24 protein-coding genes and 1 pseudogene are annotated in these 21,531 nt (G+C 64.5%); 12 read left to right on the forward strand and 13 right to left on the reverse strand.

Features of this window, described 5'->3' with window-relative positions; translation table 11 throughout:
- Window positions 1–50: 50 nt before the first annotated feature.
- From QM588_RS24060 to dctA, 6 genes are all read left to right on the forward strand, one after another.
- Window positions 51–1,715 (forward strand): FAD-binding dehydrogenase, encoded by a 1,665-nt coding sequence (locus QM588_RS24060; RefSeq protein ID WP_283317106.1) that lies wholly within the window; start codon window positions 51–53, stop codon window positions 1,713–1,715.
- A gap of 2 nt (window positions 1,716–1,717) precedes the next feature.
- Window positions 1,718–2,647 (forward strand): MBL fold metallo-hydrolase, encoded by a 930-nt coding sequence (locus QM588_RS24065; protein WP_283317108.1) that lies wholly within the window; start codon window positions 1,718–1,720, stop codon window positions 2,645–2,647.
- A gap of 114 nt (window positions 2,648–2,761) precedes the next feature.
- Entirely contained in the window at window positions 2,762–3,808 is a 1,047-nt protein-coding gene (locus tag QM588_RS24070) for an ABC transporter substrate-binding protein (protein ID WP_283317110.1), read from the forward strand.
- A 59-nt stretch (window positions 3,809–3,867) separates the two neighbouring features.
- A complete protein-coding gene (locus tag QM588_RS24075) occupies window positions 3,868–4,857 on the forward strand; it encodes a FecCD family ABC transporter permease (RefSeq protein ID WP_027496183.1) in 990 nt (329 codons plus the stop codon).
- The gene (locus QM588_RS24080; RefSeq protein WP_283317111.1) at window positions 4,854–5,633 is read left to right on the forward strand and encodes an ABC transporter ATP-binding protein; all 780 of its coding nucleotides are present in this window, start codon (window positions 4,854–4,856) and stop codon (window positions 5,631–5,633) included. Before QM588_RS24075 ends, QM588_RS24080 begins: the two co-directional genes overlap by 4 nt.
- Before the next feature lie 154 nt (window positions 5,634–5,787).
- A complete protein-coding gene (gene dctA / locus QM588_RS24085; RefSeq protein ID WP_283317112.1) occupies window positions 5,788–7,218 on the forward strand; it encodes a C4-dicarboxylate transporter DctA in 1,431 nt (476 codons plus the stop codon).
- Here the strand turns inward: dctA and QM588_RS24090 are convergent.
- From QM588_RS24090 to QM588_RS24120, 7 genes are all read right to left on the reverse strand, one after another.
- The gene (locus QM588_RS24090) at window positions 7,140–8,420 is read right to left on the reverse strand and encodes a PP2C family protein-serine/threonine phosphatase (RefSeq protein WP_283317114.1); all 1,281 of its coding nucleotides are present in this window, start codon (window positions 8,418–8,420) and stop codon (window positions 7,140–7,142) included. The two genes, dctA and QM588_RS24090, sit on opposite strands and share 79 nt — an antisense overlap.
- 18 nt (window positions 8,421–8,438) lie before the next feature.
- The gene (locus QM588_RS24095) at window positions 8,439–8,873 is read right to left on the reverse strand and encodes an ATP-binding protein (protein WP_283317116.1); all 435 of its coding nucleotides are present in this window, start codon (window positions 8,871–8,873) and stop codon (window positions 8,439–8,441) included.
- Complete coding sequence (locus QM588_RS24100; protein ID WP_283317117.1) at window positions 8,870–9,259, reverse strand: STAS domain-containing protein; 390 nt, start codon at window positions 9,257–9,259, stop codon at window positions 8,870–8,872. Before QM588_RS24100 ends, QM588_RS24095 begins: the two co-directional genes overlap by 4 nt.
- Window positions 9,260–9,290: 31 nt before the next feature.
- Window positions 9,291–9,647 (reverse strand): STAS domain-containing protein, encoded by a 357-nt coding sequence (locus QM588_RS24105; RefSeq protein WP_283317119.1) that lies wholly within the window; start codon window positions 9,645–9,647, stop codon window positions 9,291–9,293.
- A gap of 151 nt (window positions 9,648–9,798) precedes the next feature.
- Entirely contained in the window at window positions 9,799–11,391 is a 1,593-nt protein-coding gene (locus tag QM588_RS24110) for a phytoene desaturase family protein (protein ID WP_283317120.1), read from the reverse strand.
- Complete coding sequence (locus QM588_RS24115) at window positions 11,391–12,758, reverse strand: APC family permease (protein WP_283317121.1); 1,368 nt, start codon at window positions 12,756–12,758, stop codon at window positions 11,391–11,393. The genes QM588_RS24110 and QM588_RS24115 overlap by 1 nt, the downstream gene beginning before the upstream one ends.
- Window positions 12,759–12,929: 171 nt before the next feature.
- Entirely contained in the window at window positions 12,930–13,367 is a 438-nt protein-coding gene (locus tag QM588_RS24120) for an SRPBCC family protein (protein WP_283317123.1), read from the reverse strand.
- Between the two features lie 237 nt (window positions 13,368–13,604).
- On the opposite strand from QM588_RS24120, the gene thiD reads away from it, so the two are divergent.
- Complete coding sequence (thiD, locus tag QM588_RS24125; protein WP_283317124.1) at window positions 13,605–14,396, forward strand: bifunctional hydroxymethylpyrimidine kinase/phosphomethylpyrimidine kinase; 792 nt, start codon at window positions 13,605–13,607, stop codon at window positions 14,394–14,396.
- 103 nt (window positions 14,397–14,499) lie between these two features.
- Complete coding sequence (locus QM588_RS24130; RefSeq protein WP_283317125.1) at window positions 14,500–14,805, forward strand: hypothetical protein; 306 nt, start codon at window positions 14,500–14,502, stop codon at window positions 14,803–14,805.
- Window positions 14,806–14,854: 49 nt separating this feature from the next.
- On the opposite strand, the gene QM588_RS24135 is transcribed toward QM588_RS24130, so the two are convergent.
- The 6 genes and pseudogenes from QM588_RS24135 to QM588_RS24160 form a co-directional block, all read right to left on the reverse strand.
- Window positions 14,855–15,082: a hypothetical protein gene (locus QM588_RS24135; protein ID WP_283317126.1), complete on the reverse strand. Its 228-nt coding sequence runs from the start codon at window positions 15,080–15,082 to the stop codon at window positions 14,855–14,857.
- A gap of 28 nt (window positions 15,083–15,110) precedes the next feature.
- Window positions 15,111–15,368, reverse strand: a complete 258-nt coding sequence (locus tag QM588_RS24140) for a lipopolysaccharide assembly protein LapA domain-containing protein (RefSeq protein ID WP_176456997.1) — start codon at window positions 15,366–15,368, stop codon at window positions 15,111–15,113.
- 88 nt (window positions 15,369–15,456) lie between these two features.
- Window positions 15,457–15,627, reverse strand: a complete 171-nt coding sequence (locus tag QM588_RS24145) for a CsbD family protein (protein WP_027495724.1) — start codon at window positions 15,625–15,627, stop codon at window positions 15,457–15,459.
- Window positions 15,628–15,741: 114 nt separating this feature from the next.
- Window positions 15,742–16,548 (reverse strand): annotated as a pseudogene (locus tag QM588_RS24150) (transglutaminase-like domain-containing protein).
- Window positions 16,549–16,632: 84 nt separating this feature from the next.
- The gene (locus tag QM588_RS24155) at window positions 16,633–17,652 is read right to left on the reverse strand and encodes an LLM class flavin-dependent oxidoreductase (protein WP_283317128.1); all 1,020 of its coding nucleotides are present in this window, start codon (window positions 17,650–17,652) and stop codon (window positions 16,633–16,635) included.
- Between the two features lie 81 nt (window positions 17,653–17,733).
- Window positions 17,734–18,315, reverse strand: coding sequence for a TetR/AcrR family transcriptional regulator (locus QM588_RS24160; RefSeq protein WP_230074079.1), 582 nt, complete (start codon window positions 18,313–18,315; stop codon window positions 17,734–17,736).
- A gap of 93 nt (window positions 18,316–18,408) precedes the next feature.
- On the opposite strand from QM588_RS24160, the gene QM588_RS24165 reads away from it, so the two are divergent.
- From QM588_RS24165 to QM588_RS25845, 4 genes are all read left to right on the forward strand, one after another.
- Complete coding sequence (locus QM588_RS24165; RefSeq protein WP_283317132.1) at window positions 18,409–19,551, forward strand: acyl-CoA dehydrogenase family protein; 1,143 nt, start codon at window positions 18,409–18,411, stop codon at window positions 19,549–19,551.
- Between the two features lie 45 nt (window positions 19,552–19,596).
- Window positions 19,597–21,207, forward strand: coding sequence for an acyl-CoA carboxylase subunit beta (locus tag QM588_RS24170; protein ID WP_283317133.1), 1,611 nt, complete (start codon window positions 19,597–19,599; stop codon window positions 21,205–21,207).
- Window positions 21,204–21,431 carry an acyl-CoA carboxylase epsilon subunit gene (locus tag QM588_RS24175; protein WP_283317134.1) on the forward strand — a complete coding sequence of 76 codons (228 nt, stop codon included), beginning with the start codon at window positions 21,204–21,206 and terminating at the stop codon, window positions 21,429–21,431. The genes QM588_RS24170 and QM588_RS24175 overlap by 4 nt, the downstream gene beginning before the upstream one ends.
- A gap of 14 nt (window positions 21,432–21,445) precedes the next feature.
- Window positions 21,446–21,531, forward strand: an 86-nt coding sequence (locus QM588_RS25845; RefSeq protein ID WP_371832973.1) for a biotin carboxylase N-terminal domain-containing protein, incomplete at its 3' end; no start/stop codon positions are given.

Consider the following 21,531-nt stretch of genomic DNA (forward strand, 5'->3'; position numbering starts at 1 on the left):
ACGACAGCACAGTCGAGGGAGACACCCGGGTCGAGCAGAAGAGTGGGGCAATGGACGCAGACGTGATCGTGGTGGGGGCCGGCTTGGCCGGACTCGTGGCAACCGCCGAACTGGCCGACGCGGGAAAGCGCGTGCTGCTCTTAGACCAGGAACCCGAGCAGAACCTGGGTGGTCAGGCGTTCTGGTCCCTCGGCGGACTGTTCATGGTCGACACGCCCGAACAGCGTCGAATGGGCATCAAGGATTCGGCGGAGCTGGCGTGGCAGGACTGGCTCGGCACAGCGACGTTCGATCGCGGCATCGACGACCCCGCAGGGGAGGACTACTGGGGTCATCGGTGGGCCAGGGCATACCTCGATTTCGCGGCAGGGGAGAAGCGGTCGTGGCTCCACGCTCAGGGAATGCGATGGGTACCCATCGTCGGATGGGCCGAGCGTGGCGGTTACCTGGCCGAGGGACACGGAAATTCGGTTCCGCGATTCCACCTGACGTGGGGCACCGGGCCGGGTGTCGTCGCGCCGTTCGAGCGCCGCGTACGTGAGGCTGCCGACAAAGGGCTGGTGCGCTTCGGTTTTCGGCATCGCGTCGACGGATTCGTCGTCGACGGGGGAGTGGTGGTCGGAGTTCGCGGTGCGATGCTCGAAGCCAGTGCAGCGGAGCGAGGGGCAGGAAGTACCCGCGTCGAAGTGGGTGAGTTCGAGCTCCGCGCCGGAGCCGTGCTGGTGACGGCAGGAGGAATCGGGGCCAATCACGATCTGGTGCGCGAGAATTGGCCGGCGCGGCTCGGGACGCCGCCGAAGTCGTTGATCTCCGGAGTGCCCGAACACGTCGACGGACGGATGCTCGGCATCACCGAGAAGGCCGGCGGCCGCCTGGTCAACAAGGACCGAATGTGGCACTACACCGAAGGCATCAAGAACTGGAATCCGATCTGGAAGAACCACGGCATCAGAATCATTCCGGGCCCGTCGTCGATGTGGTTCGACGCCCGAGGGCAACGGTTTCCGGTTCCGAACTTCCCCGGATTCGACACGCTGGGAACGCTGAAAGCGATCCAGGACAGCGGATTCGAGTACTCGTGGTTCGTACTCACTCAGAAGATCATCGAAAAGGAATTCGCGTTGTCCGGGTCGGAACAGAACCCGGACATCACCGGCAAGAATCTCAAGCTCGTCCTCGGGCGGGTATTGCCCGGTGCCAGCGAACCGGTGGAGGCATTCAAGAAGAACGGCGAGGACTTCGTCGTCGCCGATTCTCTCGACGAATTGGTCCGGGGCATGAACCGAATCGCAGGCGAAGACCTGATCGACGGGGTCGACCTCAGGCGGCAGATCGAGTCGCGAGACCGTGAGGTGGACAATCCTTTCACCAAGGATCTGCAGATTTCGGCCATCCACAATTCTCGGCGCTCGCGCGGTGAACGCATCGCGCGGACCGCTGCACTTCACAAGATTCTCGATCCCAAGTCGGGTCCGCTGATCGCGGTGCGGTTGAACATCATCACCCGAAAGACGTTGGGCGGCATACAAACCGATCTCGACGGGCGCGTTCTCGACTCGATGGGCAATGCCGTCGAGGGGCTGTGGGCTGCCGGTGAGATCGCTGGATTCGGCGGCGGCGGTGTGCACGGCTACCGGTCCTTGGAAGGAACCTTCCTCGGTGGATGCATCTTCGGCGGACGACAGGCAGGGCGAGCCCTGGCGGCGCAGGCGTGAGAGTGCCGCGTTCGCTCGGTAGACCCCCACTGCCCGATGCGGCCGAGATCGCCACCACAGCATCGGCGAATCCCCGATCCCCGGTGTCGGTCTCGTTTCTCGGGGTGAGCACAGTGCTGTTCGACGACGGCGAGTCGGCGATCCTGACCGACGGTTTCTTCTCGCGTCCGTCCCTGCCGAAAACCCTGCTGCTGCCGCTACGTTCGGACGGCCCGAGAATCGACAGTGCGTTGCGTAGAGCCGGCATCGGGACGCTCGACGCGGTGGTGTGCGCGCATTCTCATTTCGATCATGCCCTCGACTCCGCATCGGTGGCACTGCGTACCGGCGCTGCCCTCGTCGGTGGTTCCTCGACGGCACAGATCGGGCGGGGCGCGCAGCTGCCGGACGCTCGCATCACCGTCGTCGCCGACGGTTCCGCAGTCGAGCTGGGTCACTTCACTGTCACGTTCGTCGAGTCGGTTCACTCGTATCCGGACCGAGCTCACGGGACGATCGACCGGCCACTGCGGCAGCCTGCTCGGGTGCGAGCGTTCCGGTGCGGTGAGGCGTGGTCGATGGCAGTCGAACACCGTCCGAGCGGCAGGCGGGCTCTCGTCCACAGCAGCGCCGGGTTCCGAGCGGGCATGCTCGACGGCCTTTCCGCCGAGGTGGTGTACCTGTCCATCGGTCAGCTGGGGCACCGAACACGCGAGTACATCGACGAGTATTGGCGGGAAACGGTGTTGTCGGTGGGGGCTCGGCGCGTCGTGCTGACGCATTGGGACGACTTCTTCCGGCCCCTCGACAGGCCGTTGCGACCGCTGCCCTACGCCTTCGACGACATGCGCACCTCGCTCGACGTATTGACCGCCTGTGCACGCAGAGATGGGGTCGACCTGCAGTTGCCGACGCTGTGGCGGCGTGCGGACCCCTGGGCGGACATGGTCTGAGGCACCGAACGGGATCAACGGAAATGCGCGGCGGTCGTCGAGCAAGATAGGGCAGGGTATCCTCTCCTCTTGTTCGTCCTCCCGCTCAGTACGTCGAGAAAGTTCGGTCACCCCGTGAAAAAAGGTACGAGGCGCGTCGCTGCCCTCTCGTCGCTGGTTCTTGCTGCAGGTCTGATCACCGCATGTGGTGAGTCCGAGGAAGTGTCGCAGACCGCGGCCACGGGCGGCGACGGCAAGACCGTCTACCCGCTCGTACTCGACAACTGTGGCCAGTCGGTGACCGTCGACGCTCCGCCGCAGCGAGTGGTGTCTCTCGATCAGGATTCCACCGAGATCCTGCTCTCGCTCGGTCTGCAGGACCGGATGGTCGGGACAGCGTCGTGGACGGATCCGATCCGCGAGAATCTGGCCGAGGCGAACGCAACCGTTCCGCGGTTGGCGGACAACGCGCCGACCTACGAGGTGGTGCTCGACACCGACCCGGATTTCGTCACCGCGTCGTTCGGCCGCCATTACAAGCAGGGCGGTGTCGCAGACCGTAGCCGCTTCGCCGAATCGAACATCGAGACGTATCTCGCACCCACCGACTGTGACAACGGCCTGAGCGTCAACGGTGGCAATCCCCGGACGACCCCGTTGACCATGGACGCGCTGTATCAGACCATTCGCGAAACGGCCGAGGTGTTCGACGTCCAGGAACGCGGTGAGAGCCTGATCAGCGAACTGCAAGGCCGTCTGGAGGCGGCCACATCGGGCAACGACAAGACCGGTGAGAGCATCGCGTTCTGGTTCGCAGACACCAAGAGCCCGTACTTCGCCGGCCGCTCCGGAGCGCCTGCCCTCCTCGCCGATCAGGTCGGTGCCACCAACGTCTACTCCGATCTGCAGGACGACTGGGAAGCGGTCGGGTGGGAAACAGTGGTGGACCGCGATCCGTCCGTGCTGGTGCTCGGAGACCTACTCCGCAATCGCTTCCCCGGTGACAAGCTCGAGGACAAGATTGCGTTCCTCGAATCGGACCCGGTCACCAGCACCATGGACGCGGTGAAGAACAAGCGGTACATCTCGCTGCACGGCGCCGAGATGAACCCCTCGATTCGGCTGGTCGACGCCGTCGAGAAGCTGACCGCAGGCCTGAACCAGATCGGGCCTCGGTCCTGAGCGCCACCACGGCCGAGCCGAGCGTCTCGGCGAAACGGCAGATCGGCCTGCCCGCCGTCATGATCGGCGGATTTCTCCTTCTGGTCGTCTCCGTGGCGATAGCGATGACGCTCGGGCCGGCGCAGATCTCGCTGGTCAACGTGCGTGACGTCGTGCTCAACCACCTGGGACTGGCGGACATCCCCGTCCGGGTGTCCAAGAACGCGATCGTGTGGGAAGAACGGCTCCCACGCAGCCTCGTGGCAGCTGCATGCGGCAGCGGCCTCGGGATCTGCGGGGTCATCATGCAGTCGCTGCTCCGCAATCCGCTCGCCGACCCGTTCGTGCTCGGCATCAGTTCCGGCGCGTCGACGGGAGCGGTGCTGGTCGGGATCCTCGGAGTCGGTGGGGCCGCGCTCGGACTGTCCGGTGGCGCGTTCATCGGGGCCCTGGTGGCGTTCGGCTTGGTGCTGCTGCTCGCTCAACTCTCCGGTGGCAACAACGACCGCGTGATTCTGGCCGGAGTGGCGTCGACCCAGTTGTTCTCGGCATTGACGTCGTTGGTGATCTTCGCGTTCGCCGATTCCGACGAGACCCGTGGTGTCATGTTCTGGCTGTTGGGCTCGCTCGAGGGCGTTCGGTGGGACGACGTGATTCTGTGTGCCGCAGTCGTCGCGGTCGGGACCGCCGTCTGCTTCTACTACGCATTCGTGCTCGACGCGTTCTCGTTCGGCAACGAGGTCGCGTCCTCGCTGGGCATCCCGGTACGCAAGGCTCGCATCGCACTTCTGGTCGTGACCGCCCTCATCACGGCCACCTTGGTGAGTGTGGCAGGGGCGATCGGATTTCTCGGGCTCGTGTTACCGCATGCAGCGCGGTTCCTCGTCGGCTCGAGGCACGGTCGGCTCGTTCCGGTCACGGCGTTGATCGGAGCGGTCTTCATGGTCTGGGTGGACGCGGTCTCGCGCGTCGCGTTCGCGCCGACGCCGCTGCCGGTCGGCGTGGGCACCGCACTGGTGGGCGTCCCGGCATTCATCGCCATCCTGTCCAGACGGAAGAAGGCGTCATGACACTCTCGGCAACCGATGTCACGTGGCGTCGCGGCGGTGCGCTGGTCGTCGACGGGGTGTCCCTCGAGCCCGGCCCGGGCGATACCGTCGGGCTGCTCGGGCCCAACGGATCCGGCAAGTCCTCGCTGCTGCATCTGATGAACGGTGCCGTCAGGCCGACGTCGGGTGTGGTGACTCTCGACGGAACAGAGCTGTCCGCGATGCGGCGCAAGGACGTCGCGAAGATCGTGGCCGTGGTGAGTCAGCACGCGGACACGGACTTCGACATCACCGTCGCCGACGTCGTCCGGCTCGGACGCATTCCCCATCGAGGAGCGTTCGGCGGAGATGCAGCCGCGGATGCGGCGGCAGTGGATTCTGCACTGCGACACACGGGTCTGGCAGGAAAGGCCCATTGCCTGTGGCATCAGCTGTCCGGCGGAGAACGGCAGCGCGCGCAGATCGCGCGCGCCCTGGCTCAGGAGCCGCGGGAACTGCTGCTCGACGAGCCGACCAACCATCTCGACATCCATCATCAGCTCGAATTGCTGGCGCTGGTCGCACGGTTACCCATCACGAGCGTCATCGCACTGCACGATCTGAACCTGGCGGCGATGTTCTGCACGCAACTCGTGGTGTTGTCAGAAGGCCGGGTGGTGGCAGCAGGCGCACCCGCCGACGTACTCACCGAGGAGTTGATCGAGCGGGTGTACCGCGTGCGTGCCCATGTGACCCTCGATGGACCGAACAACAGTCCGTCGATCCGATTCGAGCCCGGCCTCGGGGCGCACTTGTAACTCGACCTGCCGATCGAGTCGACTGGTTTCACCATCGACCATCACCGTCAACATCGCCGAAACATTTCTCGCGCACGATGGTCGCGCCGAAACATGGTGCGATGCGACGGAGGTGTCGCCGAGCACGACGGAAACTCGATCGAACGGTGAGCGCATGACAGAACGACCGACCGCAACGGACCGGGAAGCCGAACCCGATGTACGCCGAAAGCCTTGGTATGCATCTCTTTTCGTGCAGTTACTGATCGGCATAGTCGGAGGCATTGCGATCGGGTGGCTCTGGCCGGGCTTGGGGGCGGACCTCAAACCACTGGCCGACGGCTTCATCAAGCTCATCAAGATGCTGATCGCGCCGATCATCTTCTGCACCGTCGTCATCGGCATCGCCCATGTGGGCGACCTCAAGTCCGTCGGCCGCATCGGCGTCAAGGCGCTGGTCTACTTCGAGCTGATCACGACGTTCGCGCTCGTATTCGGCCTGGCGGTCGGCAACCTCGTCAAGCCGGGGTCCGGATTCTCCATCGACCCGCAGACCTTGGCCACCGGTGCCGAGGCCGTCGACCAGAAGACCGGCAGCGGCGAGTTGCCGCACACCGTGGACTTCTTGCTGAACATCATTCCGACCTCCGTGGTGTCGGCATTCGCGGAGAACGCGCTACTGCAGGTGCTGTTCTTCGCCGTGCTGTTCGGTTTGGCCTTGGCGAAGTTCGGTGAGAAGGGCCCGCCGATCGTGCTCGAACTCGTCGATCACATCAGCCACATCTTCTTCACGATCATCGGTTGGATCATGCGCTTGGCACCCATCGGTGCCTTCGGAGCGATGGCATACATCGTCGGTCAGTACGGCATCTCGTCGCTCGGGAGCTACGGAAAGCTGATCGCGTGCTGCTACCTGGCTGCCGTGTTGTTCATTCTCGTTCTCGCTGCCGTCGCGCGGTACTTCGCCGGAGTCAACCTCTGGAAATTCTTGCGATACATCAAGGACGAGTTGTTTCTTGCCCTCGGAACGGCGTCGACGGAGGTGGTACTGCCACGCATCATGGTCAAGCTGACCGAGGCAGGGTGCTCCCGCACGACCACCGGTCTGGTGGTTCCGACGGGATATTCGTTCAACCTCGACGGAGCGACCCTCTATCTGTCGATCTGCATTCTCTTTCTCGCGCAGGCTCTCGGCGTGGACCTGACACTGGGAGAGCAGATCGGTGCGGTGTTGATCCTGATGCTGACCTCCAAAGGCATGGCGGGAGTACCGGGTTCGTCGTTCCTCGCATTGTCGGCGACCATTGCGGCCATCGGACACGGGTCCATCCCGGTGGCGGCAGTGGCGTTGCTGCTCGGTGCCGACCGCATCATGGACTCCATGCGAGTGTCGGTGAATCTGCTGGGCAATTGCGTCGCGACCTTCGTCGTGGCGAATTGGGAGGGCCAGCTCGACAAAGAGCGAATGCGCAGGGTGCTCGACGGCGAGGAGGTACCGCCGTTGGAGTCGATCGAGGACTCGAAGGTCTACGACTCGATCGACTCCGAATCCGAATCGGTCTCGATCGGGGGAACCTCGAAGGCGAGCAACGCCACGTCGTCCTGAAGTCCGTCACCGAACGAGGCCAACAATGCGGTGAGATCGTCGACGATCTTCGCCGCGGAGGTCCGGCCTCGTTCGGCGGCGAACGACAGCAGACTGCCGTCGTCGTCGAAGCGAGTTCGCCCCGGGCCGACGATCGCCTCGGTCAGCCCGTCGGTGTAGAACGCCAACACGTCACCGGGCTTCATCGTCACCGACGCCGAGGTGAAGTGCGGTTCGGTGAGGGCTCCGACCAACTGCCCGCCGGTGGTGTCCACGAATTCGGCGACGCCGTCGTGCGTGACACGGAGAGCCGGCGGGTGGCCGCCGCTGGCGAGGTGCACCACGGTACCGTCCGGCCCCGGCGCGACGGTACCGAAGACCACGGTGCAGAACCGCGGATCGTCGCCGTGGAACTCGTGGTGCAGCACAGTGTTGAGGTTTTCGAGTACGGCGATCGGATCCCGATCGAAGACCGCTGCTGCCCGCAGCGTGTATCGAGTCAGCGACGTGACGGCCGCCGCGCCCGCACCTTTTCCGCTCACGTCGCCGAGGAAGAAACCCCACGTCGTCTTGTCGAGGGGAAACACGTCGTAGAAGTCGCCGCCCACTTCGTCGATGGACGCGGGGTGGTAGTGGGCCGCCACCTGCATGCCCGTCGGCGCGGACAGGATCGGCGGCAACAGTGTGCGTTGCAGAGTCGACGCCAGAATCTGTACCTGGGTCTTCTCGGCTTCCGCCAACTTGCGGGCTTCCTCCGACGCGCCCAACGCATCCTGAGATCTGTCGAGAGCGGCCTCGGCGTCGTCCTGAGCTGCCTCGGCATACATTCGGGCGTCCATCAGGTGCTGCTCACGGACTCGGCGCTCGGTCTCGTTGTGCAGCGTCATGGTCACCGTCGTCGCACCCGACACCGCTCGCAGGCTGTTGGCGAGCATCGACACCGCGGTCTGCGAGCCCGACGCGGGTGCACCGGTGAGCTGAGCAGTCACTCCGATGGGCGAGTCGGAGTCGGACGACGTGGCTGCCGCGAGCAGCTCGCGCAAGACCGGTGCGAACTCGGGGCTGAAGAGGTCCGTGACTGCGGTGCCGACCAGATCGTCCTGACCGATTGCCGTGATGCGGGCGGCCGCCGCGTTGGCGTAAAGGATGTCGCCGGACGCAACATCGATCGAAAAAACTCCGCACGGTGCGGAGTCGAGCAGTTCGGCAGCCGAGGCGGTCATGGCTTCTCCTACCAGGAATTATGTGGGGCGGCCGGTTGCTTCGGCCGTGACTGGGTTCCGCCACACCGCGGTGACCACGGTGCCCAGACCCGGACGGTGGTCGACGGTGAGGTCGTCGGACACTGCCTCGGCGAGCTGAAGCCCGTGGCTTCGTGTGGTCGTCGGTGCCGGCGGACGCCACGTGCCGGTGTCCGAGACGGTGACGGTCAGCGTCTCGCGTTCGTACGCTGCGGTGATCGTCATCGTCCCCGGCTCGGGCGCAGAGCTGTAGGCATGTTCGACGACGTTGGCCAGGGCTTCGTAGGCCCCGAGAGCGATGTCGTCCACGAGAGCCCGATGCACGCCCAGTTCGAGCGCCCAACCCTGGAGTCGGCGCCGCGCGGCGCTGGCAGCGGCAGCTTCTGCGGTCGCAGTGTGACTCCACCGACTGGCGGGCTGCGGGTGGGACGTCATCGGCCGCCCTCCCTGTCGACCGCGCTCGACTGCACATGCGCCACAGCCTCGGGGACGGTCGTGAACGTGGCCATCACCCGGTCGATTCCGCTGAGCTGCACCGGGCGAACGACCACCCCGTCGACGGCGACCAGCGCCATCCGCGACGATTCGGGCAGTCGGTCGGACACCCGGACCAACACGGTGATGGCGCTCGACGACAGAAAGCTCACATCGGTCATGTCGACTACCAGTCCGCGCTCCGCGGCGTCGGCCGCAGGGAATGCAGCGGCGGACAAGTGGGGGATGGTATCCAGGTCGAGTTCGCCTCTGACTGTGATGACGGTTGTCGCGTCGTGCACATCCGAAACGATCTCGAACTGTCCTCCGGTCGGGTCGTCAGACATACGGCCGAGGTTACCTGTCATCGTGTCCGATTCACGATCCAGGCGCGTCGACGAACAGCGCGCCTGCACCCAGTACGTCGAGGACCATGCGCACCGAACGGGCCGGCGCGTGGATGACGATCTTGCCCGGGTGGGTGTATGCCGCATCGACGATGGCATTCGCGACTCCCGAGTAGACGAACGACACTTCCGACAGGTCGATCGTCACCCGAGAAGAATCGGCGGCCAGGCGGTCGAGGCCGTGGACGAACTCGGCCCGTGTCGACATATCGAGTTCACCGAAGGCGCGCAGGATGTTGTCCCCGCCGGAACGGACGATGGTGTCGAGTCGGAACTCGGCTTCGTCGTCGCGAACGGCGCTGTCCATGGTGGCAATGTTCATCGACATGTCGAGACCTCTTCCGGAGAAGTGCGCGGCCGGCTGGTGTCTCCGCCGGCTCGCTGGTTTGTTGTGTAGTCAACGATGCCAGTACGAAGTGTCGGACGGTGAAGCCGATGATCTCGAGTCGGTAACGAAAGATCTCGTTTCGGTAACGCCGTCATCGGGTCAAGAATTCGATCAGTGCACTGGTGACTTTCTTTCGCGCCCATCCGCGCGCCCCGCGCTGGCCGAGTGCGGCCCGAGCGGCGTTGGCACCGGCCGCACCGTGGACTCCGCCTCCGGGGTGGGCGGACGCGGATCCGAGGAACAGTCCTTCCACCGGAGTCTCCGCGCGCCCCAATCCTGGCGTGGGACGAAAGATCAACTGCTGCTGCAATTGTGCGGTGCCGCCGTTGACTGCACCGCCGTGCAGGTTGGCGTCGGCACCGTGCAGATCGCTCGGTCTCTGCACCACCCGTCCCACCACCGAATCGGCGAATCCTGGGGCGTGCTGTTCCAACACCTGATCGACGCGGTCGGCGACGGTCTCGGCGGCCGAGTCGTCGACGACGCCGCGCGGCAGATGTGTGTAGGCCCAAGCGCTTTCGGTGCCCTCGGGCGACCTGGACCGGTCCGCCGTGGTCATCTGTCCGAACAACATGAACGGGCTCTGCGGGAGAACCCCGGTCGTGAGATCGGCCGCCCAATGGACGAGGCCGTTGTCGTCCGCGCCGAGGTGGACGGTGCCCGCCTCGGTCAAAGATGCCGAGCGCCAAGGTATTCGGCGGTCGAGAGCGTAGTTGAGCTTGACCACGGGGGTGTCCCACTCGAACGCGCGTAAGTCGTCGTGCACGCGACGGGGGACCGCGTCGAAGGGCAGCAACGACCCGTACAGCGCGGGGGCCGACACATCGGCAACGATCGCTCGTCGAGCGCGGAACGTCTCGCCGCCTGTCGTGTGCACGGCGCGTGCACGACCGCCCCGCACATCGATGGACTCGACGGGTCGACTGCACGTCAGCACAGCACCCGAGGCTGCGGCCCGGCGGATCAACGCGTCGGTCAATGCCGACGATCCACCTACGGGTGCCGGATAACCGACGTCCTGCGCGAGCATCGTCAGCAGATATCCCATCATTCCGCTCACCGGCGCGTCGGTGGGAACGTCGCCGTGCATCGCATTGCCCAGGAGCAGGCACCGAGCGGCCTCGCTGTGGAACAGCTCGTGGGCCATCACCCGTGCAGGCAACGCAGCGAACCGGCCGAAACGCAGTGTCTCGGACACGCCGAGAGTGCGCGCCAATCGTGCTGCCGGCAGTACCGGTGGAAAAGGCCCGAAGAGCGAACCGAGCAGGGGAGTGCGAATACGTTCCCACTGCTCGAACAGGCGCAGCCACGTGTCACCGTCGCGTACGTCGTGCTCACGCAACAGCGCAGCGGTCGCCTCGACGTCGTGATGGACGACCGGGGCGTCGGTGTCCTGCGGGGATCGCGCGTGGCCGTAGACCGTCGGAGAGTGAGACCACGTCAGTCCGTGACGTTCGAGCTCGAGTGCCGTCATGGCCGGCGAGGACACTGCCAGCGGATAGAACGCGCTGAACAGGTCGCTGGTGAATCCAGGAACCAGTTCGGCACTGCGGACGGCGCCGCCGGGTAGTTCGGCCGCCTCGAGAATCACGACGTCCCACCCCGCGTCGGCCATCGCTGCCGCGGCGACCAATCCGTTGTGACCGCTGCCGATGACGACTGCGTCGACCTCTGTGGTGGTCATCAGGTGATGCTCCTGGGTTCGGTCGCGGTCCTCTTGCTGACAACCCTACCGACGTAGTACAGCGCGATTCCGACTGCGAGCAGCAGCCCGGCGCGGAGCCACGTGGCCGCGGACTGCTGAGTGAGCAGCACGGCGCACGTGATCAACGCCAGTACGGGAAGCGCCGTCGGCGTTCGGAAGTGGTCGGTGTCGGATCGGTCCCGACGCAGTACGAGCACGGCAATGTTGGTACTGATGAAGACGAACAACAGAAGCAGCACCACAGTTTCGGCGAGCGCGGCCACCGAGCCGGTGGTACACAACACCATTGCGACCACAGTGGTCGCGACAATGGCCGCCCATGGAGTCCGGCGGCCGGGCAGCACCTTGGCCAGGGCGACCGGAAGCAATCCGTCGCGGGCCATGCCGAAGGTCAATCTCGACGCCATGATCATCGTCAGCAAGGCACCGTTGGCGACGGCGACGAGGGCGACCAGGCTGAAGACCCACGGTGGGATTCCGGCGTCGGCGGCGTCGACGACCTCGAGCAGCGGACCGGTGGACTGGGCCAGGGTATCCGCGGGTACGACCGTCGAGACTGCGAGACCGACCAGCACGTAGACCACTCCGGCCGTCGTGACGGCCCCGAGCAGAGCCCGGGGATACACCCGCCGCACATCCTCGACCTCCTCGGCGATGTTGGCCGAAGTCTCGAAACCGACGAACGAGTAGAAGGCGAGCAGAGCTGCACCCAGTACTGCCAGCGTCGGCGTGGTGTCGTCGGTGAATTCGAGCACTCGTGACGGCGCGCCGTCGCCGCGGCTCAGAACGAGCCCGGCCAGGGCGATGATCACGACGAGACCGGACACCTCGATCACCGTCATACCGAGGTTGGCCCGAAGAGATTCGGTGATGCCGCGGGCATTGAGAAGACCGACGAGTAGAAGGAAGACGATCGCCGCAGGAACAGCGGGCACTTCGAGGAACACTGCGAGATAGTCGCCGGAAAAGGCCAGCGCCAGACCTCCCGCGCTCGTGACGCCTGCCGCGAGCATCGAGAATCCGACGAGGAACGACACTATCGGTCGCCGGAAGGCTCGCTGGGCGAACACCGCGGCCCCGCCTGCTCGCGGGTACTTGGTCACCAATTCGGCGTAGGACGCCGCAGTGAGCAAGGCCATCAGGAGAGCGAGCAGCATCGGCAGCCAGATCGCTCCGCCGACCTCACCCGCGATTTCCCCGACGAGAGCGTAGATCCCGGCACCCAGCACGTCACCGAGAATGAAGACGAACAACAACCGGCCCGAGATCGCCCGTCGCAGTGGCGTCGTCGACTCGTCGGACTCGGAGCCGTTCGGGTGGACGCTCGGACTGTGGTCGGACGCCATCAGCTCCGATTCCCGCTTCGTGAGCCGGTGCTGGAGACAGATCGAATCGAACGACGCAGCGGGGATGTCATGGCAATCGCATGCCCGGTGTGTTCGGTCTTCAACCGTGTTCGGCCGATCGGTTGCAGCACAGACGTTTCGGCGAGCCGGCCGCGCCGGACGTGGCAGGTTCTACGGGTTCGATGCGCGCTCGGCCAACAGTGCGAGACGCCTGAGTGCCTCGGAATTTCGGGGGTGAGACAGGGCATGTTGAACACGGTTGGGCACGAGCTCGAACGGCGGTGTGCTCGCGTGTTCGATCATTTCGATCGTGCAGCCCGTTGCGGTCGGGTGCAACCGGACGGTGATGGAGGCGCGTCCGAACGGCATGGCCCGGGCTTCGAGCCGTAGCTCGCGGTTTTCGTGGACGGCGACCGAGCGCGTCATGTCGCTGAGCACGAGCGGCCATGCCCCGACCGAATGGTGGATGACACTGCCGGGAGTGGGCCACGCCGCGTCGACCGCTCTGATTCGGGATGCACCGACCACCCACATTGCGTAGGACCAGCCATCGGCAAGAACGTTCCACACGTCCTCGCATCGAGCTGTGGTGTCGCGTTTCGTCGTCACACTCGGACCTCCGTCGTCATCTCGGTACGCCGCAACGCCGAACGAAAAGCGTTGATATGCAGCCGTTCTCGGGGCACACGTACGGCGGTTGCGCAGTGGGGGACCGGCCTGGACTCGACTCGGACAGCGGTGACGCTACCTGCCGCTGAGCCGGGGCACAATGCGACAGCGGGCCCGGCACACGCGGCTTCTCGACCACCCGGCGCGGTATGTGGCGTCGGTTGCCATAATGGTCCGATGTCGACAATCGCGTACGTGATCGCAGGTTCGGAAGCCACCGGCGGGGCCGGTCTGCAAGCAGATCTCAAGACGTTCGAGCGGTTGGGGGTCTACGGGGTCGGCACCATCACGTGCATCGTGTCCTTCGATCCGAAGGCCGAATGGGGCCACCGCTTCGTGCCGATCGACAGTTCGGTGATCGCAGATCAAATCGAAGTCGCCACCGCCGCTCACGATCTCGATGTCGTCAAGATCGGCATGCTGGGCACCCCCGCCACCGTCGCCACGGTCGCGGAATCACTGCGCCTACAGCCGTGGCGTCATGTGGTGGTCGACCCCGTGCTGATCTGCAAGGGTCAGGAACCCGGTGCGGCTCTCGACACCGACAATGCGCTGCGTCGCGACATTCTTCCGCTGGCCACCGTCATCACACCCAACCTGTTCGAGGCGACGACGCTGTCCGGAATGGACTCCATCGACACCGTCGAGGATCTCGGTGAGGCGGCGAAGAGGATCGCCGACCTCGGCCCGCAGTACGTCGTGGTCAAGGGTGGCGCCGGCTTGCCCGGAGACGAAGCCGTCGACGTCGTGTTCGACGGAAAGGACCTCACCGTCCTGCGCGCCCCGAAGATCGGCGACGAGAGGGTGTCCGGCGCAGGATGCGTGTTCGCAGCTGCCATCACAGCCGAGCTGGCCAAGGGATCCGGCGTGCTCGACGCCGTGGCCACGGCAAAGGACTTCGCGCATGCGGGCATCGTCGGCCGGTTGTCGAGTCATGCTCCTTTCGCTGCCGTGAGTTGGCACGATTGATCTTCCGATCCGACGTCAGGTTTACCGCCGGTGACTAGCGGGCAGCCGACGTGGACGGTTTGTCTCGAATGGGACTGACGGTCCGTATCCGGAGAGGATCCACATGGCAGACGAGAACACGAGCAAATCCGACGCCGGGGCAATCGACGACGATCGGACCACTCGCGGGCACGCGGGTGAGGCGATCGTCGACACGCGCAACTGGCCCGGCTACATCTGCATAGGGGTGGCATTGGTCAGCCTCGGTCTCACTCTCACTGCGGCAGGTTACGGATTCACCGGGTGGGTGTGGATCGGGGCAGTAGCCGCGCCGGTCCTACTCGCAGCCGGAATCACCCTGGTGCTGTTGGAACGTAAGCGTGTCAAGGCTCAGGAAGGCAAGTCCTTGACCGACCCGGCGGGACATTGAGCGCAGCCGCCATGGCAGGGCCAGCCGGTCGACGCTGTCGTCGACCGGCCTAGCGAAGGGAATGCTGCTTCTCGCGTTCCTTCTTGCTATGAGCCTTGTCTGCTCGACGCTGCGCGAATCTGCCGGCGGACTTCAGGGCCCTGGATACGACATTGGCTCTGCCCGTTCGTTTTTCGAGGCTGACGCCGGCAAATGCGAGGAGCCGGGCAACGACGGGCAAGCCGATCGCGACGACGAGGTAGCGGTAGAGATACTTGCGGGCCAGCAGCGGGATCATGCGGGAAGTCCTGTCGTGGGGGAGGTTGTCAGCGGACGGCCCGTCGAACCTTGAATGCTGCCGTTGCAGTCAGCGCGATGATCGCTCCCACGACGGCTGCACCGAGCATTGCGACGCCCTGCCCGAGATCGAAGTTCCAGCCGAGGAAGTTGATCGTGCTGTGAACGGTGTTCTGCAGCACGAAGATGACCAGTGCCGCAACGAGCACGACCGTGACGAGGAGGGCCAACTTCGAGGCGAATCCGCCGCGGCGCTTGGTGGTTGTGGTGTCCGATGTTGCAATCATGAGAGTTCCGTTCCGAGAAGTGGAGGGTGAGCAGAAACCGAGTGCCGCCGATCGCGGTGACCGGCGGCACTCGATGCGGTGCTGCTGGTTACTTGAAGGTGTCCTTGATGTTCTCGCCGACCTTCTTGACGCCGGCCGAACCCTGATCCTTCTTGCCCTCGGCCTCGAGGTCCTTGTTGTTGGTTGCGTCGCCGACAACTTCCTTTGCCTTGCCGATGGCATCTTCTGCTGCGTTCTTGGCCTTGTCGATGAAGCTCATGGTGTGCACCTTTCGGGTGGCTGTGATTGTTGGTAACGGATAGATAGTCGGTTTTCGACACCGAAAGCAAACGTCGCAGGAAAGTGATCTACATCACTCCAGTTACCGCGGCGTTCAGGTGAGGGAGACCAGCTCGGTGATGTCGTCGTGCGGAAGGTCGCCGTCGACCACGGCGGTGACCACGGAACTGTTCAGGGTGATGGCACCCTTGTGGTTGTCCAGGAATGCGGTATCGGCGGCATCGCGGCCTACCGAAATACGAACCAGAGTGGAGCGCGGGGCCAGGCACGTGGCATCGACCACGCGCCACTGTCCGCCCACGAACGCCTCGGCGACGGCATGGAAATCCATCGGATCGCATCCGGGCGCGTACACGGCCACGAGACGGGCAGGAACGTTGACAGCGCGCAGCATCGCGACGACAAGATGCGAGTAGTCGCGGCACACTCCCTGGCCTGCGAGTAGCGTGTCGACGGCTCCGTCGATCGGATCACTGCTTCCTGGAACGTAATTCAGGCGTGCGCCCACCTAGGCGGAGATCTTGGCCAGCAGTTCCTCGGAATCGGCGTAGTCGCCGAATTCTGTTGCGGCGAAGCCGTAGAACTTGTCGGCCTCGGCGTATCGGCTGGGCCGGAGGTAGAGCGACATGTCGTAGTCGGTGACGGGGGCCGGGGTGGTGTTGCCCAGGATGGTGGCGTCGTACGAGACCTGCAAGTTGCCGACGTCGGCGGGCATGACGTGAATGCGGTTGCCGTGCGGTCCGCTGACCTCCTTCGCCTCGACGGGATTACCGTCGAGAACGAAGGAGAGCGATTCGGTGACCGTCGTACCGGGGTGCGGTGCGATGGCGATCTGGAATTCGAGTGTGGTGGCGGCGGTGATGTCTACATCGAGGCGCGCGGATACGTCGCGTTTGAGCATGGGGACTCCTGGCAGGTGGGGGCGGGTGAACCTGCGGCCAGTACCCGTATCCGCCGAAACCAATCGCGCCGGGTCACCCAGTGATCAACGCCACCCCAGTGCGGGGGCCACGTCGCGCAACAGTGTCTCCAGAACGTGAGCGCAGTAGTCGACGCCCAACTGGTTCGGGACGGTGAGCAGCAGAGTATCCGCGGCGGCGATCGCTTCGTCCGCTGCCAGTTCTTCGATCAGCCGATCGGGCTCACCCGCGTAGGTCTTGCCGAAACGGGCCTTGCCGCCGTCGAGGTAGCCGACTTGGTCGTCACCGCTGCCCTCTCGGCCGAAGTAGGCGCGGTCGAGGTCGTTGACGATCGGAAAGATGCTGCGGCTCACGGATGTTCGAGGAGCGAAGTCGTGGCCCGCGTCGCTCCACGTCTTGTGGAAGCGTTCGATCTGTTCGGCTTGCAACCGATGGAAGGGCACCCCGGTGTCTTCGCTGAGAAGTGTGGAGCTCATCAGATTCATGCCCTGGCGCGCCGTCCACTCGGCCGTCTCGCGGGTGCCTGCGCCCCACCAGATTCGTTGGCGCAGACCCGGTGCGTGAGGTTCGAGGCGCAGCAGGCCGGGCGGGTTGGGGAACATCGGCCGCGGGTTCGGCTGAGCGAAGCCCTTGCCTTCCAGCAGATCGAGGTAGATGCGGGTGTGCTCGCGAGCCATGTCCGCGTGGTCGGAGCCCTCCGCGGGGGAGTACCCGAAGTGCCGGTAACCCTCGATGACCTGTTCGGGCGATCCCCGACTGACGCCGAGCTGCAACCGCCCGCCCGAGATGAGGTCGGCAGAGCCGGAGTCCTCGGCCATGTAGAAAGGATTCTCGTACCGCATGTCGATGACGCCGGTCCCGATTTCGATGGTGCTCGTCCTGGCACCGACGGCGGCGAGCAGCGGAAACGGCGACGCGAGCTGGTTGGCGAAGTGATGGACGCGGTAGTACGCGCCGTCGGCTCCGAGTTCCTCGGCCGCGACCGCGAGGTCGATCGACTGCAGCAGCACATCCGATGCCGATCGGGTCTGCGACTGCGGGGACGGTGACCAATGTCCGAAGGACAGGAATCCGATCTTTTTCATCGTGCGCTCTTTCGTTGAAGGATCAACTATGTTCGTAGGAGTCAGCGCACGGCGGGGTCGATTCATTCCCCGGTGCCGGCGCTACGCCCCGATGCCCGCCGTCAGCAATTTCGCCAGCTCGAGGTAGGCGTCTCCGTCACTCAGACCGGTCAGGCGGAACACTTCTCTCGTCTGAATTCGGACCATGACCGAGGATGCGACGTCGCCGACGAATGCCGCATGGACGTCGCGTACCTCGCCGCTCGCAACACCTTCGCTGATCAGCTCCTGGACCCGTCGTGCGGCGATCGCGGTGTTGCGTTCGTACACCGAACGCGCCGATTCGAGCGACGCGAGATCGGTCATGAATTGTTCGGACGCCGATTCCAGAGCGGCACCGACTGCGGTGAGATAGGTGGTGATGCGGTTGCGGGTTCCGTCGACCTCGGCGACCGCATTCTCGACCTGAGTGGTCATGGATTTGAAGTAGTGCACGGTTGCGCCGCCCACCAGCTGATCTTTGCTCGACGCCAGCGTGTACAAGGTGGATTTGGAGCAGCGGAGGCGGGCCGCGATGGTGTCGAGCGTCAGGTGAGCGAAACCCTCGGCCAGGAACAGGCTGACGAGTTGGTCGAACAATTCAGAACGGCGAGCCGTGGCGTGCGAGGTCACGGGTGCGTTCACATCCAGGATGGTACTGCATCGTCTTGTGCAGTACTGTGCATCAGTACTGCGGATCATTCTTCAGTACTGATGCCGAACATCCCGGAGGTTCTAGTGCCCGTCGCTCGCCTGTTGCCCACTGCCGAAGCGCGCGACCTCATCGCGCTGACCCGTGACGTGGCGGACAAGGTACTCGACCCGATAGTCGACGACCACGAACGGCGTGAGGCTTACCCCGACGGAGTGTTCGACACCCTCGGCGAGGCGGGCCTGTTGAGCCTGCCTTACGCAGAGGAGTGGGGCGGGGGAGGACAACCGTACGAGGTCTACCTCCAGGTTCTCGAAGAACTGGCATCGCGCTGGGCGGCCGTTGCAGTTGCGGTGAGCGTGCACGGCCTGGCTTGTCACCCCCTGATGGTTTTCGGTACCGATCAGCAGAAAGCCGACAAGCTTCCCGGCATGCTCAGTGGTGCACAGATCGGCGCGTACTCACTGTCCGAGGCGCAGGCCGGCTCGGACGCTGCCGCATTGAGTTGCAAGGCCACCCCGATCGAGGGCGGCTACACGGTCAACGGTTCGAAGGCGTGGATCACACACGGCGGAGTGGCCGACTTCTACAACCTGTTCGCCCGGACCGGCGAGGGATCGAAAGGCATCTCGTGCTTTCTCGTTCCGGACGGAACCGACGGCCTGAGCTTCGGCAAGCCGGAGGAGAAGATGGGACTGCACGCGATCCCGACCACGTCGGCGCACTACGACAACGTTCACGTTCCCACCGAATGGCGCATCGGAACGGAAGGGCAAGGACTGCAGATCGCATTCAGCGCCCTCGACGCCGGAAGGCTCGGAATCGCCGCTGTTGCAGTAGGAATCGCGCAAGCCGCGCTCGACGATGCAGTGAAGTACGCGCAGGAGCGCACCGCGTTCGGCAAGAAGATCATCGACCATCAGGGTCTGGGGTTCGTCCTGGCGGACATGGCCGCCGCTGTGGACTCCGCACGTGCGACGTATCTCGACGCGGCTCGTCGTCGTGACGCGGGACTTCCATACTCCCGCAACGCTTCTGTGGCCAAGCTGATCGCTACCGATGCGGCCATGAAGGTGACTACCGACGCCGTACAGGTGTTCGGCGGTTACGGCTACACCAGGGACTTTCGCGTCGAGCGATACATGCGCGACGCCAAGATCACGCAGATCTTCGAGGGCACCAACCAGATTCAGCGACTCGTCATCGCCCGATCGCTCGCGACCAACTGACCATCCGCACCCGGCTTTCCACACACACGCGTAGGGGACATCTGCATGACGACAACCGAACCCGATATCCATACCACTGCGGGTAAATTGGCCGATCTTCGTAAACGTCTCGGGGCTGCGGAGATGCCGTCGGGTGAGGCGGCGGTGGAGCGGGTCCACGCGAAGGGCAAGTTGACTGCGCGCGAGCGGATCACCGCCCTGCTCGACGAGGGTTCGTTCGTCGAGCTCGATGCGTTGGCGCGGCACCGATCACAGAATTTCGGGCTCGGTGACAATCGCCCCTTCGGTGACGGTGTCGTCACCGGCTACGGCACCGTCGACGGCCGTGATGTGTGCGTGTTCTCCCAGGACGCGACCGTCTTCGGTGGCTCGCTCGGGGAGATCTACGGCGAGAAGATCGTCAAGGTGATGGATCTGGCGATCAAGACCGGACGGCCGTTGGTGGGGATCAACGAAGGTGCCGGAGCCCGCATCCAGGAAGGTGTCGTCTCCCTCGGGTTGTACGGGGAGATCTTTCACCGCAACGTCCGCGCATCGGGGGTGATCCCGCAGATCTCGGTGATCATGGGACCCGCCGCGGGCGGGCACGTCTATTCGCCGGCGTTGACCGATTTCGTGGTCATGGTCGACGGCACCAGCCAGATGTTCGTCACCGGCCCCGATGTGATCAAGACCGTCACCGGGGAGAACGTGACGATGGAAGAGCTCGGTGGCGCACACACCCACATGGAGAAGTCCGGGGTCGCCCATTACGTCGCGTCCGGGGAGCAGGACGCCCTCGACTACGTCCGAGACCTCCTGTCGTATCTGCCGAGCAACAATCGGGCCGATGCGCCACGGACGGTGGCGTCGGATCCGATCGTTGGATCCATCGAGGATTCGTTGACGGCGGAGGATCTCGAGCTCGATACGTTGATTCCGGATTCGCCGAACACTCCGTACGACATGCACGAGGTGATCCGCCGGATCCTCGACGACGACGAATTCCTCGAAGTGCAGGAGGGGCGGGCCCGCAACATCATCGTCGGGTTCGGGCGGATCGATGGCCGGTCGGTGGGGATCGTGGCCAATCAGCCCACCCAGTTCGCCGGCACCTTGGATATCGATGCCTCGGAGAAAGCGGCGCGGTTCGTGCGCACCTGTGATTGCTTCAACGTTCCGATCATCACGTTGGTCGATGTGCCGGGATTCCTGCCCGGGACAGGGCAGGAATACAACGGCATCATCCGGCGCGGGGCGAAACTGTTGTACGCCTACGGTGAGGCGACGGTCGGGAAGATCACCGTCATCACCCGCAAAGCCTATGGCGGGGCGTACGACGTGATGGGGTCCAAGCACATGGGTGCCGACGTCAATTTGGCGTGGCCGACAGCGCAGATCGCGGTGATGGGGGCCTCGGGTGCGGTCGGGTTCGTGTACCGCAAAAAACTGCTCGAAGCAGCGAACAACGGTGAGGACGTCGATGCGTTGCGGTTGACACTGCAGCAGGAATACGAGGACACGTTGGTCAACCCGTATGTCGCTGCCGAGCGCGGCTACCTCGATGCGGTCATCCCGCCCAGTCACACCCGTGGGCAGATCGTGACCGCGTTGCGACTGCTCGAACGCAAACAAGTGACCCTGCCACCGAAGAAACACGGAAACATCCCCCTATGAGCGGCGCAGCGAATCATGTTGCATCGTCCGGTAGTTGGTCGTTTCGAGGATCACCGACCGACACCGACATCGCCGCTGTTGTTGCTGTTCTGACTGCTGCGCAGTCGTCGGTTGTCGAGGACCCGCCTGCAGCCATCGACCTGTGGGGTCGACCGGAAGATATGCATCGATATGGACTCGCCAGCGCCCCAGCTCTTTTCGTCAATGCCCGATTCGGCCAGTGAAGGACTTCGCACAGATGACCACCTCTACCTCCCATAAGAAGATTTCCAAGGTTCTTGTTGCCAATCGTGGTGAGATCGCGGTTCGGGTGATCCGGGCGGC

Origin of the sequence: Rhodococcus sp. IEGM 1354 (assembly GCF_030056855.1) — a bacterium.
Lineage (GTDB): Bacteria > Actinomycetota > Actinomycetes > Mycobacteriales > Mycobacteriaceae > Rhodococcoides.